This window comes from Promicromonospora iranensis (genome assembly GCF_028994775.1).
GTDB lineage: Bacteria > Actinomycetota > Actinomycetes > Actinomycetales > Cellulomonadaceae > Promicromonospora > Promicromonospora iranensis_A.
In genome coordinates this window covers 249,193-263,717 of sequence record NZ_JAJQMN010000004.1, presented here as the reverse complement: position 1 = coordinate 263,717, position 14,525 = coordinate 249,193, and the positions used below count along the sequence as shown (strand labels likewise).

Annotated in this window: 11 protein-coding genes; 7 read left to right on the top strand and 4 right to left on the bottom strand. The window is 70.9% G+C overall.

Features of this window, described 5'->3' with window-relative positions; all coding sequences use genetic code 11:
* Window positions 1-453 precede the first annotated feature (453 nt).
* The 3 genes from LUU90_RS08860 to LUU90_RS08850 all read left to right on the top strand — a co-directional run bounded on the left by LUU90_RS08860 (window position 454) and on the right by LUU90_RS08850 (window position 6,493).
* Window positions 454-4,329 carry an Rne/Rng family ribonuclease gene (locus LUU90_RS08860; RefSeq protein ID WP_275003012.1) on the top strand — a complete coding sequence of 1,292 codons (3,876 nt, stop codon included), beginning with the start codon at window positions 454-456 and terminating at the stop codon, window positions 4,327-4,329.
* Between the two features lie 211 nt (window positions 4,330-4,540).
* On the top strand, window positions 4,541-5,689 hold the full coding sequence (locus tag LUU90_RS08855; RefSeq protein WP_275003011.1) for an acyltransferase family protein: 1,149 nt from the start codon (window positions 4,541-4,543) through the stop codon (window positions 5,687-5,689).
* A 126-nt stretch (window positions 5,690-5,815) separates the two neighbouring features.
* Complete coding sequence (locus tag LUU90_RS08850) at window positions 5,816-6,493, top strand: GNAT family N-acetyltransferase (RefSeq protein WP_275003010.1); 678 nt, start codon at window positions 5,816-5,818, stop codon at window positions 6,491-6,493.
* Here the strand turns inward: LUU90_RS08850 and LUU90_RS08845 are convergent.
* The gene (locus tag LUU90_RS08845) at window positions 6,466-7,128 is read right to left on the bottom strand and encodes an alpha/beta fold hydrolase (protein ID WP_275003009.1); all 663 of its coding nucleotides are present in this window, start codon (window positions 7,126-7,128) and stop codon (window positions 6,466-6,468) included. The genes LUU90_RS08850 and LUU90_RS08845 overlap by 28 nt on opposite strands.
* A 34-nt stretch (window positions 7,129-7,162) precedes the next feature.
* On the opposite strand from LUU90_RS08845, the gene LUU90_RS08840 reads away from it, so the two are divergent.
* Complete coding sequence (locus LUU90_RS08840) at window positions 7,163-7,819, top strand: thymidine kinase (protein WP_275003228.1); 657 nt, start codon at window positions 7,163-7,165, stop codon at window positions 7,817-7,819.
* 123 nt (window positions 7,820-7,942) lie between these two features.
* Here LUU90_RS08840 and LUU90_RS08835 read toward each other — a convergent pair whose 3' ends face one another.
* The 3 genes from LUU90_RS08835 to LUU90_RS08825 form a co-directional block, all read right to left on the bottom strand.
* The gene (locus LUU90_RS08835) at window positions 7,943-9,052 is read right to left on the bottom strand and encodes a fatty acid desaturase family protein (RefSeq protein WP_275003007.1); all 1,110 of its coding nucleotides are present in this window, start codon (window positions 9,050-9,052) and stop codon (window positions 7,943-7,945) included.
* A gap of 211 nt (window positions 9,053-9,263) precedes the next feature.
* Window positions 9,264-9,863 (bottom strand): protein-L-isoaspartate O-methyltransferase family protein, encoded by a 600-nt coding sequence (locus tag LUU90_RS08830; protein WP_275003227.1) that lies wholly within the window; start codon window positions 9,861-9,863, stop codon window positions 9,264-9,266.
* Between the two features lie 112 nt (window positions 9,864-9,975).
* Entirely contained in the window at window positions 9,976-11,811 is a 1,836-nt protein-coding gene (locus LUU90_RS08825; protein ID WP_275003006.1) for a BCCT family transporter, read from the bottom strand.
* Between the two features lie 412 nt (window positions 11,812-12,223).
* On the opposite strand from LUU90_RS08825, the gene rplU reads away from it, so the two are divergent.
* The 3 genes from rplU to obgE all read left to right on the top strand — a co-directional run bounded on the left by rplU (window position 12,224) and on the right by obgE (window position 14,502).
* A complete protein-coding gene (rplU, locus tag LUU90_RS08820; protein ID WP_275003005.1) occupies window positions 12,224-12,532 on the top strand; it encodes a 50S ribosomal protein L21 in 309 nt (102 codons plus the stop codon).
* Between the two features lie 78 nt (window positions 12,533-12,610).
* Window positions 12,611-12,868, top strand: coding sequence for a 50S ribosomal protein L27 (rpmA, locus tag LUU90_RS08815; RefSeq protein ID WP_275003004.1), 258 nt, complete (start codon window positions 12,611-12,613; stop codon window positions 12,866-12,868).
* Window positions 12,869-12,981: 113 nt separating this feature from the next.
* Complete coding sequence (gene obgE, locus LUU90_RS08810) at window positions 12,982-14,502, top strand: GTPase ObgE (RefSeq protein WP_275003003.1); 1,521 nt, start codon at window positions 12,982-12,984, stop codon at window positions 14,500-14,502.
* Window positions 14,503-14,525 lie beyond the last annotated feature (23 nt).

Genomic DNA, 14,525 nt, shown 5'->3' with positions numbered 1-14,525 from the left:
GGGCTCCTGTGAGGTCTCCGCACGGCTCTGTCCCTCGGAGGCGAGGCCTGATGTGCCAGGTCGGGGCGCTGCTCGGGGCGGATCCGGTGCTTGTGAATGTCTTCACAAGGCACATTACATGCAGTTGGGCCGTGTTCTGCTCGTCCGGCCACGCGACCTGCGTCACGCCTTGGGCTCGGGCAGGGCGGGACCGGTCTCCTGTGCGATACTTGACGAACCCGCGTAGGCCCACATCCCTGCGCGGCCTGCAGAGTCCAACACTGCCCGCGATCCGCACGCGGTGCCGCTGTCACGACAGAACGTGGCCGCAGGCGTCCGCGAAGATCGCAGGAACAGGGCCGCAGCCGAGACTTCCGCCCGGATGTGTCGCTTCGCCGCGATGCATAGCCGGACGACCGACCGCCTGGCGGTCCGCGTGGTGTGGGGCGGGCGCCGGCTACAGGAGCACCTCACGTGACGCCTTCCAGCACCACCGGTTCGACCATCGGGTCACAGGATGATCACGACGCACCTGAGGCGACAGCCCAGGTCACCACTGGTGGGGAGGCTCCGGCGGACACGACGCCGGCCAAGCGCCCGCGTCGCCGGGTCACCCGGTCCGTCGTCTCGACGGCGAACGTCGAGCCCATCGTCGTCGGGCCGTCCGGGCCTGCCGAGACCTCTGCCGAGTCGCAGCCGGTGACCACCGCCGGCACCGCCGTCGTGGCGACCGCCGCGACCGGCGAACCGGCCACCAAGCGTCCACGCCGCCGCGCCACGCGGGGCATCTCGTCCCCCTCGGCACCCGCGCCCGCCGCTGCCGAGCAGACGACGGCCGCGCCCGCCGCCGAGCCGACGGCGGCCGAGCCTGTTGCCGCAGAGCCTGTCGCTGCGGAGCCTGTCGCCGTGAACGAGACGGTCCCGACTGAGACAGATCTCACTGTCGAGGCCGAGCCGGCCGACGCGCCCGAGGCTTCCGTCGAGGAGCCTGCCGCGGCGCCCGCCGAGGAGACGGCACCGGTCGACCTCGAGCTGCCCGAACCCGCGGCGGCGTCCGTCGACGCCCCGGCCCGCGAGGTCGCGAGCCTCGACGACATCATCCTGCCCGGCGGCCCGACGGCGGAGCCCGAGAAGACCGCCCCGAAGCGCCGCACCCGCAAGAAGGCGGAGCCGGTGGTGGAGACCCCGGTCGAGCCGGCCGTCGAGGCCGCCCCGAAGCGTGCCCGGTCGCGTCGCAAGCCCGTCACCGCCGAGCCGGCCGTCGAGACCGTCGCCGAGGCCGCGCCGGTCGAGGAGGCCGCCGCAGTCTCCGCCGACACGGCTCCGGCCGCCGGGACCCAGGCGGTCGAGGAGCCGGTGGAGACCCCGGTCACCACGACCCCGGTCACCGACGCCCCGGCCGAGCCGGCCCCGAGGACCCGCGGTCGCCGCAGCAGCCGTCGTCCGGCAGGGGAGCCGACCGAGGCTCGCGCCGCCGAGCAGCCTGCCGCCGAGCAGCCTGCCGCCGAGCAGCCCGTCGCCCAGCAGCCTGCCGCCGAGGCGCCCGCCACCGAGACGCCCGCGCAGCCTGCTGTGTCACCTGCTGTGTCATCTGTTGTGTCACCCGCCGCGACGACGTCGGGCACGCGCGTTCCGCGCCTCGCCACGACCGCGCTGCTCTTCCAGGCGCCCGACGAGTCGGCCGCCCGTCGTTCGCGGCGTGCCCAGGCTCCCGCCGGGCCGCCGCGTCCGCAGGACCTGACGCCGCAGTTCGCCCGCCCGGTCGCGCGTCCTGTCGAGGCGGCTCCCGAAGCACCCGTGCGGGCGGCGGAGCCCGCTGTGGAGCGGCCCGCGGAGGCCCAGGCCGAGCAGGCGACCGAGGCCAGGACGGAGCCCCAGGCAGCGACCGAGGCTCCGGCCGAGCCCAGGGCGCGCCGGTCCGGTTCCCGCCGGGCAGTGCGTCGTACGGGACCCAGCACCGAGCCGGTCGTCCAGGCCGAGGGTCAGGACGCCGCGCCGGCCGAGGCCGCCGTCGAAGCACCCGCGGAGGCGCCCGCACGCGAGGCGATCGCTCCGGCGACGCCGCAGTTCGTCGCGGCTGAGCTGAGCGAGGACGACGCCGCCGCCGTCGACGAGGTCGGCGCGATCGAGGAGGAGCTGGCCGCCGAGGGCGTCGAGCTCGAGGAGCTCGCCCCGGCGGACTTCGAGGAGTACGACGACGAGGACGTGCGCCCGTCGCGCCGCCGTCGGCGCCGGGGTGGACGGGGCCGCCGCGGCGGCCGCGCGAACCGCACGGACGACGGGGACGACTCGGCGGACGAGGACCAGGACGACGACTCCGAGGAGGACGCGCAGGCGTCCGCCGAGGACGAGGACGAGCAGGACTCGGCTCAGGACGCCGGCGACACCGAGGGCGAGGGTGAGGGTGAGGGTGAGGCCGGCAGTCGCCGTCGCCGTCGCCGCCGCCGGGGTACGCGGGGCGAGCGCGCCGAGGCCGCCGCAGTCCGCTCCGGGCGGTCCGACGAGGTCACCGCGCTCAAGGGGTCCACGCGTCTCGAGGCGAAGCGTCAGCGTCGCCGTGAGGGCCGGGACCACGGCCGTCGTCGCCAGATCATCACCGAGGCCGAGTTCCTGGCCCGCCGTGAGTCGGTGCAGCGGTCGATGATCGTGCGTGAGAAGGACGGCCGCACGCAGATCGCGGTGCTGGAGGACGGCGTGCTCGTGGAGCACTACGTCTCGCAGCAGTCGCAGGCGTCGATGGCCGGCAACGTCTACCTGGGCCGGGTCCAGAACGTGCTGCCCTCCATGGAGGCCGCGTTCGTCGACGTCGGCAAGGGCCGCAACGCCGTGCTGTACGCGGGCGAGGTCAACTGGGACGCCGCGGGACTCGAGGGCCAGCCGCGCCGGATCGAGCAGGCGCTGAAGTCGGGCGACTCGGTCCTGGTGCAGGTCACCAAGGACCCGATCGGCCACAAGGGCGCCCGGCTCACCAGCCAGGTCACGCTCGCGGGCCGGTACCTGGTGTTCGTGCCGGGTGGCGGCATGACCGGGATCAGCCGCAAGCTGCCGGACACCGAGCGGTCGCGCCTCAAGAAGATCCTCCGCGAGGTGGTCCCCGAGGGCGCCGGCGTCATCGTGCGCACGGCCGCCGAGGGGGCGAGCGAGGACGAGTTGCGCGCCGACGTCGAGCGGCTGCAGGGCCAGTGGGACGCGATCCAGGCCAAGTCCAAGAAGGCGAACGCCCCCGCCCTGCTGCAGGGCGAGCCGGACATGGCGATCCGCGTGGTCCGGGACATCTTCAACGACGACTTCTCGTCGCTGATCGTCCAGGGCGAGGGTGCGTGGGACGAGATCGCGCACTACGTCGAGGAACTTGCTCCTGACCTGCGCGAGCGCGTGTCCAAGTGGGTCGAGAACACCGACGTGTTCTCCGTGCACCGCGTGGACGAGCAGCTCGCCAAGGGCATGGACCGCAAGGTCTGGCTGCCCTCGGGTGGCTCGCTGGTCATCGACCGCACCGAGGCCATGACAGTCGTGGACGTCAACACCGGCAAGTTCACCGGTGCGGGTGGCACGCTCGAGGAGACCGTCACGCGGAACAACCTCGAGGCGGCCGAGGAGATCGTGCGGCAGCTTCGCCTGCGGGACATCGGCGGCATCATCGTCATCGACTTCATCGACATGGTGCTCGAGTCCAACCGTGACCTCGTGCTGCGCCGTCTGGTCGAATGCCTCGGCCGGGACCGCACCAAGCACCAGGTGGCCGAGGTGACCTCGCTCGGCCTGGTCCAGATGACGCGTAAGCGCGTGGGCCAGGGTCTGGTCGAGGCCTTCTCGGAGACCTGCGAGCACTGCAAGGGCCGCGGGTTCATCGTGCACGAGGAGCCGATCGAGAAGTCGGGCAACGGCACGAGCTCCGGCGGCGCTCCGGCGGCGTCGGACGAGGCACTGCGCTCCGCGCGGTCGCGCCGCAAGCGCGGCAAGGAGGGCAAGGACAAGGTGGCTCCCGTGCTGGAGCCCACCGCGCCGATCGCCAGCCTGCCCGAGGAGCGGTCCGAGGCTCGCGAGGCCGTCAAGGCCACGCTCGCCACGATCGCCGCTGCCGCGCAGCATGCGCACGAGACGAAGGACTCGTCCGAGGACGGCCCCGCCACCCTCGACGAGATCCAGCTGCCGACGGCGGGCTCCGTCGCCACCGCGTCGTCGAGGCCCGCGCTCTCCGGCTCGGCGGACTCGCCGAGCTCTCCTGGTTCACCCGACTCAGCGGACTCGCCGGCGGACGCCGCGCGGCCGACGAGCGACGCGCCGGAGGGGGGCTCCGGCACTGGGCAGCCGGAACCGCCCAAAGGAGCTGGCGACGAGGTCGCCTGAGCCGAAGAAGGGATTCTGGGCGAGGCTGTTCGGCCTCTGACCTGATCCGCACGAGGGTCGCCACCGCAAGGTGGCGGCCCTCGTTTTTTGTGCCCACGACGGCGCCCGGGCGTCCCGTCTCGCCGGATGGCTTGCGGTCGAGCGGTGTTCCGTGGTTCATTAGTAGAGTAATGAACCAACGGAGCAACGAACCTATGACTCGGAGACCACGATGACAACGACCGCCGTACGGCCGACGACCACCCGGCTGGGGTACGTCGACAACCTGCGGGTGCTGCTGACCGTGCTGGTCCTGGCGCACCACAGCGCCCTGACCTACGGCGCGCTCCCGCTCTGGTACTGGACCGAGCCGAGCACGAGCCCGTCGGGCGTCGCACTGATGCTGTTCGTGGTCGTGAACCAGCTCTATTTCATGGGCTTCTTCTTCCTGCTCTCGGGCCTGTTCGTCCCGGGGTCGGTGGATCGCAAGGGGGCCGGCACCTTCGCCAGGGACCGCCTGCTCCGGCTGGGCGTCCCGCTGGCGGCGTACTGGCTGGTGGCCCGGCCCGTCCTGTCCCTGCAGGAGTGGCCGGCGCGCAGCGCCGAGGGGGAGTCGTTCCTGCGGTTCTGGTTCACCGCGGGTGACGTCGGACCGCTCTGGTTCGTCGAGGTGCTCCTGGTGATGTCCCTCGCGTACGCCGCCTTCCGCGCGTTGCGCGCCCGTTCGGCCGTGCGGTCCGGTCTGCCCGACGCCGCCGGCTCGACGGTGGCCGAGTCCCAGCACCAGCCGGTCCGGTTCCGGGGGATCGCGGGTCTCGTGACGCTGCTGACCGTCGTGACGTTCCTCTGGCGGCTCGTGGTGCCGTCCGGGACCTACTGGGAGTTCTCCGGCATGCCCTCCCCGGCGTACCTGCCGCAGTACGTGATCCTCTTCGTGGTCGGTCTGCTGGCATCGCGCCGTGGTTGGCTCACCACGCTCACCGTGCGGCAGGGGCGCGTGGCGGCGGTCGTGGCGCTCGTCAGCCTCGGGCCGGCGCTCGGTACCGCCGCCCTCGCGACGGCACCCGGTGCCGGGCTGCTCGCCCAGCTGGGTTCCTCCCTCGCCGAGAACGTCTTCGCGGTGAGCATGGTCGTGGCGCTGCTGGTCCTGTTCCGGCAGCGGTTCTCCGCCACACCGGCGTGGGCCCGGTGGGCGGCCCAGAACTCGTTCGCGGTGTACGTCATCCACCCGCTGGTGCTGGTCGGCGTGGCGGTGCTGTTCGCTCCGCTGGTCGCCCCGGCCGGCGTGAAGTTCCTGATCCTGCTGGCCCTCTCGATCCCGCTGTGCTGGGGCTTCGCCCACCTGCTGCGGCGCATCCCAGGCGTCTCCCGGGTCCTGTAGGCGGGTCCGCGGGAACGAGGTTTTTTCCAGAGACGGTTGGGCATGCTCCGGGCTCCCGGTGCATGCCCAACTCCTTGCCGCAAAAAGGACTTCCGTTCGCGCACCCGAACCGGGGGAGGATGAGCCGTGACAGTCAAGAGCCTCGCCCGCGGCGTGACGGACTCCGGAACGGTCGTGACCCTTCGCGGCTGGACCGTTCCCGACCTGGACGCCTTCCGCGGCTGGCTGCGGCCGGAGCACGACTGGCATCGCTGGGACGGCCCGTACTACCCGGTGCCTAGCGCGGGACAGGCCGACGCCCTCGTCACGGCTCTGGCTCAGAGCCACGGCCTGGCCTGGCCGGGGTCCGGAGCTCCGCAGCCTGAGCCGGCGGATCCGCCGTCGTCCGCGCCGCCGTCGGGCGCAGGAGCGCTGCCGCCGGGCCGGCTGGTGGTCGACGTCGGCGGTGAGCTCGTCGGGACCGTGGCGTGGTACTGGGAGTCGCGCGAGACGGAATGGGCGCGCATGGGCGTCACCGTGTACGACCCGGCCGTGCGGGGCCGGGGGATCGGGCGCACCGCGCTCGCGCTGTGGACGACCTTCCTGTTCGCGAGCACGCGGTGGGTGCGCCTGGACTTCGCGACGTGGTCGGGCAACGAGGCGATGCTCGAGGTCGGGAAGGCGCTGGGCTTCGTGGAGGAGGCGCGGTTTCGTCAAGCCAGGGTGGTCGACTGCGTGCGCCACGACTCTGTGGTCATGGGCGTGCTCCGCGACGAGTGGCGGGACCGCTGGGAACGTCAGCCGGCTGCCGACAGCCGCTCGTAGAAATCGGCGATGGTCCGGGAGAACAGCTCCGGGAACTGCTGGTTCCACGGATGGCCGGCGCGCGGGATGATGCGCAGCTCGGCGTTCGGCACGGTGGCGGCGATCTCGCGGGCGGCCGGGATGTTGGCGACGTCGCGGCTGCCGCACAGCACCAGGGTCGGCGCCTCGATGGTCGCGAGCTTCCCCCGGAAGTTAATGTCCGCGACCACCCGGACGCCGCCGAGCCACTGCGCCTTGGTCATGGCCATGCCCTCGGCGGTGCGCTCCGGCAGCATCCGGATGATCGTGCGCTGGATCAGCATCAGCGTGGGGTGCGGTCGGACCTGGCTGCCCGAGAGCACGAGGGAGGCGACCCGCTCGGGGAAGTCGAGCGCGAGCTGGGTAGCCGTCATCGCACCGAGGGACAGTCCACAGACGTGCGCTCGCTCGATACCCCGCTCGTCGAGCAGGTCACGCAGCGCCAGAGCCGCACCCGCGAGCGTGAACTCGCCGGGCGTCGCCGCCTGGTCGAGCCCCGGGATGTCCGGGGCCAGGCCCGTGAACCCGGAGGGCAGCGCGCGCAGCTGGGCGTCCCACGGGTCTACCCCGGCACCCAGCCCGGGGAGGAACAGTACGGTTCTGACGTCGGCAGTCATGTCGGCAACGTAGCTGAGTGCTTGGATGGCATCCATGAAAGACGGCCTGGGCGCTGGGCGCCTCGAAGTGATCGCCGGCCCGATGTTCGCGGGCAAGTCCGAGGAGCTGCTGCGCCGCGTGCGGCGCGCCCGGATCGCCCGGCGCGGCGTGCTGGTGGTGAGCCATGCGCTGGACGCCCGCAGCGGCCCCGGCAGGGTGAGCTCGCACTCGGGGATGGGGGTGCCGTCGCACACGGTTCCGGACGCCGCGGACATCATCGCCCTGGTCGAGGCCCGCACCGGATCCGGCGCGAGGCCCGGAGACGTCGACCGGGAGGACGCGGCGGAGGTCGAGCTCGTCGCCGTCGACGAGGCGCAGTTCTTCGGCGCCGGCCTCGTGCCCGTGGCGGCGGACCTCGCGCGCCGGGGGCTGGTCGTGGTCGTGGCGGGGCTGTCGGTCACGTTCGACGGGCAGCCCTTCTCTCCCTTGCCGGAGCTGATGGCGCTCGCCGAGTCGGTCGAGAAGCTCACCGCCGTGTGCTCCGTGTGCGGCGCGGACGCCGCGTTCCACGTGCGGGTCACGGGGGCGCCGTCCGTGTCCGACGCCGGCACGGTGGACCCGGGAGACGCGCTCGTGCCGGTAGCCGCCCACGTCGGCGGCGCGGAGTCGTACGAGGCGCGCTGCCGGCGGCACGCCGACCTGGGCGGGTGACCGGCAGAACGTCAGGTGGTCGGCAGAAAGTCAGGTGGTCGGCAGCTTGAGCTGCCGACCACCTGACTTTCTACCGATCGCTCGCGCCGTTCGGCGCGGCAAGGTCTGCCGCTGCCCCGGAGGTCAGACCTTGCGGAGCGAGTGGTACTCCGGGCAGTCGAACGGGTCGCGTGCCGCGAGGCCCACCCGGTTGAGGTACTCGACGACGATCAGGTACGACTGACCCAGGCTCGTCTCCGTGTAGGTGATGCCGAGGTTCGCGCAGTGCTCACGGACGATCTCGGCCGTCTTGATGAGGTGCGGCCGGGGCATGCTCGGGAACAGGTGGTGCTCGGTCTGGAAGTTGAGCCCGCCCATGAGGATGTTCATGAACCGTCCACCGCGGATGTTGCGCGACGTCAGCACCTGCTTCGAGAGGAAGTCGAGCTTGCTGTCGGCGGGGATGATCGCCATGCCCTTGTGGTTCGGGGCGAACGACGCGCCCATGTACACGCCGAACACGGCCATCTGGACGCCGAGGAACGCGAAGGCCATGCCGACCGGCAGCACCAGCATCAGGATCGCGACGTACACGCTGAGGCGTACCGCGATGGCCACGAGCTCGCCCACGCGGGACCGGAGCGTCTCCGGCGTTCCCCGGAACAGCGACTGGATCGAGGTGACGTGCAGGTTCAGGCCCTCGAGGGTGAGGAGGGGGAAGAACAGCCAGCCCTGGTAGCGGTTGATCCACCGCTTGAGCCCGCGGTGCTGGCGGACACCTTCTTCGGTGAAGGCGATCGTGTCGTTCGCGATGTCCGGGTCCTTGCCGACCCGGTTCGGGTTCGCGTGGTGCCGGGTGTGCTTGTTCATCCACCACGAGTAGCTGATGCCGACCACCGCGTTGGCCAGGAAGCGGCCCAGCTGGTCGTTGCGACGTCCGGACTCGAGGACCTGGCGGTGCGACGCCTCGTGCGCCACGAAGGCGAACTGGGTCAGCACGAGGCCGAGTGCTCCGGCCATCAGCAGCTGGAACCAGGAGTCGCCCAGCAGGACGAATCCGGTGATGATCCCGCCGAGCGCAACGGTGAGCGCGGCGAGGGTCCAGGCGTAGTAGTGGTGTGCCCGGTTGAGCAGTCCGGCGTCGCGCACGGTGCGTGCCAGCGACGTGTACGTGCTGGTCACCGGCTGCGCGTTGGGGTCGCGGGGTTTCGTCGGGCGGAAGCCGTCGCGGACGAGGGGGGCAGCTTGGGCCATGTGGTCCTCACATGCTCGGTGTCGACTTCTCAGCCGTGGAGTCGGACGTGCTCGCCCATAGTGCAGATGCCCAGAGCCTACGGGACCGTAGGTTACGGTCGCGAGGGGCAGATGTGGATGCCTCGCGAAGGCTTTTAGACGATGTATTGACCTCTGCTTGTGGATTTCATTTCGAATCAGCCCGTAAAGTCGCGTCTGTGCCGGTTTGGGCTCAGGTCTCGGGATCCTCGATCAGCGGTACGAATCGGTATCCACCGTGGTCGGTCGCGCGGGTGCGGCCGTCCGGTAGCCGTTCGATGAGGAGCAGCGTCGTCCGGACGGGGATGACCATGCGGCCGCCGTAGCCGACCTGTTCGACCAGGGCGCGCGGCAGCGCGGGGGCCGCCGCCGACACGAGGATCCGGTCCCAGCCGTTCTCCCGGGGATGGCCGAGGGTGCCGGGCGTGGCCTGCTCGATGCTCGCCCAGCCCATCCCGGTGCGTGCGACGTTGGCGCCGCCCCATGCGACGAGCCTGCTGTCGCGCTCGACGCCGAGCACCGAGCCCTGGGGACCGACCAGATAGGCGAGCAGCGCCGTGGTCCAGCCGGAGCCCGCGCCGACGTCGAGCACACGCGCGCCGAGCGGCACCCGCAGCAGGCGGAGCATGGCGGCGACCGTGGCGGGCTGGGACGAGGTCTGTCCGCGCCCGATCGGCAGCGGCCGGTCCTGGTGTGCGAGCGGCCGCTGTGCCCGCGGCAGGAACTCGCGGCGAGGGACCGCGCGCATGGCGCGTTCGATGTCGTCGTGCTCGAATGCTGGTTCAGAGACCATCGGGATCACCCGTCCCAGGGTAGGCACAGGCGGATCGAGGTCGCCAGGTGCCCACCCCGGGCGATGTGTTCTCAGCCCTCGCAGGGCAGTGCGGTGTGCGCCCGCAACGACCTCAGCGTGAGCCGACGGGCTCGGGTTCGCCGGCGTCCGCCGTCGGGTCCACGGACCCGGACCCGTTGGTGGGCAGCTCGGTCTCCTCCGGCCGATACCACTCGGTGAGTGCCGGGTCCTCGGAGTCGAGCCAGGCGCCCGCGCCGTTGTCGACGCCCTCGGTGCGCACGACTCCGACCACGAAGTCGTCGCCGTGCTTCTCGATGCCGGTGCGGACACCCTGGACGATCGCCTCCCGGGCGTAGCGCCGCCGCAGCGTCTGCGGGTCGCGGGCGAGGTCCTTGCCCCACGCGATCATCACGAGGATCACCACCAGTGCGAACGGCAGCGCGGTGATGATGACGAGGCTCTGCAGCCCGTTCAGCGCGACGGAACCGCCACCCACGAGCAGGACGGCGGCGATGGCCGCCAGCGCGATGCCCCAGACGATGGTGACCCACGAGCTCGGGTTCGGGTTGCCGCGCTGGGACAGGCTCGCCATGACGACGGAGCCGGAGTCGGCGCTCGTCACGAAGAAGATGACGATGGAGACCATCGCGACGATCGACGTGAACGTGCCGGCCGGCAGCTGGTGCAGCAGGGCGAACAGCATGTCCTGCGGCGACTCGGCGGAGCTCAGCGCGCCGTTGGCCTGCTCCATCCACATCGACGTGCCACCCAGGATGGTGAACCACACGAGGCACACGACGCTCGGCGTCACGATGACTGTGGTGACGAACTCGCGCAGGGTGCGGCCGCGGCTGATCCGGGCGATGAACAGGCCCACGAACGGCGTCCACGACACCCACCACGCCCAGTAGTAGGTGGTCCAGCTGTCCATGAACGCCTGCGCGTCGGGAGAGGTGGCGGCGGTCTGCGCCATGAGGCGGAACGAGTCGCCGACGAACTGCATGAGCGTTCCCTGGAACAGGTTCAGCAGGAACGCCGTCGGACCGACCACGAACACGAAGACCCCGAGGAGTCCCGCGACCACCATGTTGATGTTCGAGAGGGCGCGGATGCCGCGCTTCACGCCCGAGACCGCCGAGATGATGAACGCGACCGTGAGTACGGTGATGATGCCGATGATCGCCCCGTTGCCGAGTGGGCCGGTACCGGCGACGATCTCGACGCCGCGCCCGATCTGGAGCGCGCCGATGCCGAGCGACACGGCGACGCCGAACAGGGTGACGATGATCGCGAAGGAGTCGACGACGGCGCCGAGCGGACCCTTGGTGCGGTCGCCGAAGATCGGCTCGAGGAGCGAGGAGATCAGCGGGGTGCGTCCCTTGCGGTAGGCGGCGTAGGCGACCGCTCCGCCCACCAGCGCGTAGTAGGCCCACGCCATGGGGCCCCAGTGGAACAGGGTCTGCACGAGTGCCGAGTGCATCGCCGGGTTGGTGCCCGGATCGAGGTTCTCGTACGCCGGCGGTAGGTCGAGGAAGTACGTCATGGGCTCGTACGGGCCGTAGAAGAGCAGGCCGATGCCGATACCGGCGGAGAACAGCATCGCGAGCCACGAACCGGTGGAGAACTCGGGCTGCTCGTCGTCCTGGCCCAGCCGGATGTTGCGGTACCGGCCGAACCCGAGCCACATCATGAAGGCGAACACCGTGCAGGTGAGCAGGCCGAACAGCCAGCCGAACGAGCCGGAGACCCAGGCCAGGCCGGTGCTCGACGCCGTCGCGAGGCTCCTGGGCGCGGTGGCCCCCCAGATGATGACGACTGCCACCAGCACGGCGGCGAACGCGAACACCCCCCAGCTGGTGCCGAAGTTGCTGGAGGTCCGCTCGACGCCCAGACCGGGCAGCAGAGCGGGATGTTCGGTGGGTTTGCCGTTGTTCCTGCGGCTCGCCATCGGAGGTTCCTCTCGGTGCGGCGAAGAATGCTCGGTCAAAAAACAGTCATGAACGTTAGCAGACGGCGTGTTTTGGCTTTGTTTCGCGCATATCAAGTCGTGACTTCGAGAAGGACGGGCGGTCGAGAACCGGCGCGTTCCCGGGCATCAGACGCGGTTCCGGGTACGGTGGGGCGGCAGGCGGCGTCTACGGCCGTGCTCGAAGCCGCGCCTCGAAGGTGGCCAAGGCCACGTGCCCTCCGGTTTGAACCCGTCGAGGGCGTCGCGTAACCTAGTGCTTCGGTGTGCTGTCTGCGCACCCGTCCTGCGTGCCCATGGCGCATCGCACTCGACCGCCGCGGCGGAGCGAGTCACAGCAAAGCCGATGGATTCCGTCGTGCGCGCACGCCAAGACTAGAGAGATGAGTTGAACGTGGTGTACGCGATCGTCAAGGCTGGTGGCCGTCAGGAGAAGGTGTCCGTCGGGAGCATCGTCGTCATGGACCGTGTCCAGGCGAAGCCCGGTGAGACCCTCGAGCTCCCGGCCCTCCTGCTCGTGGACGGGGAGAAGGTGACCACCGACGCGAAGAAGCTGGCGAAGGTCAAGGTCACCGCTGAGGTCGTGCGGGACGAGAAGGGTCCCAAGATCACGATCCTCAAGTACAAGAACAAGACCGGCTACCGCAAGCGTCAGGGTCACCGTCAGTCGCTGACCCGGCTCAAGGTCACCAACATCAAGTGACTTCCGCTGCGGGCCTGACGGCCCGCGCGTGATCCCGATACTTCTTCTTCTCCTTCGTCCCGAAAGACAGGTCCTGAGATGGCACACAAGAAGGGCGCGAGCTCCTCGCGCAACGGTCGCGACTCCAACGCCCAGCGCCTCGGCGTGAAGCGCTTCGGCGGCCAGGTCGTCAAGGCCGGCGAGATCATCGTCCGCCAGCGCGGCACCCACTTCCACCCCGGCATCAACGTCGGCCGTGGCAAGGACGACACGCTGTTCGCCCTGACCCCCGGCGCCGTGCAGTTCGGTGCGCGTCGTGGCCGCAAGGTCATCGACATCGTCGCCGCCGAGGTCTGAGCCTCGGCTTCCGCGTAAGGGGGCGCACCGGTGACGGTGCGTCCCCTTCGCTTTTTTCTTGAGCGGCTCGTGCAGGGCCGCTCTGCCTGAGCAGTTTTTGAGAGGATCGAGACATGGCCAGCTTCGTAGACCGGGTGGTGCTCCATGCCGCCGGGGGAAACGGCGGGAACGGCTGCGCCTCGATCCGCCGCGAGAAGTTCAAGCCCCTCGCGGGGCCCGACGGGGGCAACGGCGGTGACGGCGGCACGGTGAAGCTCGTCGTCGACGCGAGCACCACCACGCTGCTCGAGTACCACCACTCGCCGCACCGGCGGGCGACGTCCGGCACCCAGGGGATGGGCGGCGACAAGGACGGCACCAAGGGCGGCGACCTGATCCTGAAGGTGCCGGACGGCACGGTCGTGAAGGACATGGACGGCAACGTCCTGGCAGACCTCGTGGGTGAGGGCGCCGAGTACGTCGTCGCCGCGGGCGGCAAGGGCGGCCTGGGCAACCGGGCGCTGTCGTCGCAGACGCGCAAGGCCCCCGGCTTCGCGCTGCTCGGCGAGGAGGGCGACACCGCCGACATCGAGCTCGAGGTCAAGACGATCGCCGACGTCGCGCTCGTGGGCTTCCCGAGCGCCGGCAAGTCGTCCCTGATCGCCGCGATCTCTGCCGCCCGGCCCAAGATCGCCGACTACCCGTTCACCACCCTGGTGCCGAACCTGGGCGTGGTGCAGGCCGACCAGTCGCGGTTCACCGTCGCGGACGTCCCGGGCCTGATCCCGGGCGCGAGCGAGGGCAAGGGCCTCGGCCTGGAGTTCCTGCGGCACATCGAGCGCACGGCCATGATCGTGCACGTCCTCGACTGCGCCACGCTGGAGCCGGGGCGCGACCCGATCAGCGATCTCGACGTGATCGAGGAGGAGCTCGCCAAGTACGCGGGTGACATCGGTATCGAGGGCGGCCGCGTGCCGCTCACCGAGCGCCCGCGTCTCGTCGTGCTCAACAAGATCGACGTGCCCGAGGCCCGTGAGCTCGCGGAGTTCGTGAAGTCGGACCTCGAGGAGCGCGGGCTGCGCGTCTTCGAGATCTCGACCGCCAGCCACGAGGGCCTGCGCGAGCTGAAGTTCGCCCTGGCCGAGACCGTGGAGAAGGCGCGTGCCGCGGCGCCTCCGCCCGCGCCCGCTCCGGTCGTGCTGCGTCCGCGCGCCGTCGACGAGGCCAGGTTCACCGTGCGCCGCCTCGGTGGCGACGAGACCGGCTACTGGTTCGAGGTGCGCGGCGCCAAGCCGGAGCGCTGGGTGAAGCAGACCGACTTCAACAACGACGAGGCGGTCGGCTTCCTCGCCGACCGGCTCGCGAAGATCGGCATCGAGGACGGGCTGTTCAAGGCGGGCGCCGTCGCCGGCGACGAGGTGCGCATCGGGGACCCGAAGAACGCCGTCGTCTTCGACTGGGAGCCCACGCTGCAGACCGGCCCGGAGCTGCTCGGCGGCCGCGGCACCGACCTGCGGCTCGACCAGAACGAGCGGCCGACGCGTGGCGACAAGCGCCGGGAGTTCAACGAGCGCATGGACGCCAAGACCGAGGCGCGGCGCGAGCTGTGGACCGAGCGCGAGGCCGGCCACTGGACCGACCCCGACGCCGACTGACCCGGACGGGTGCAGCGCCAGAA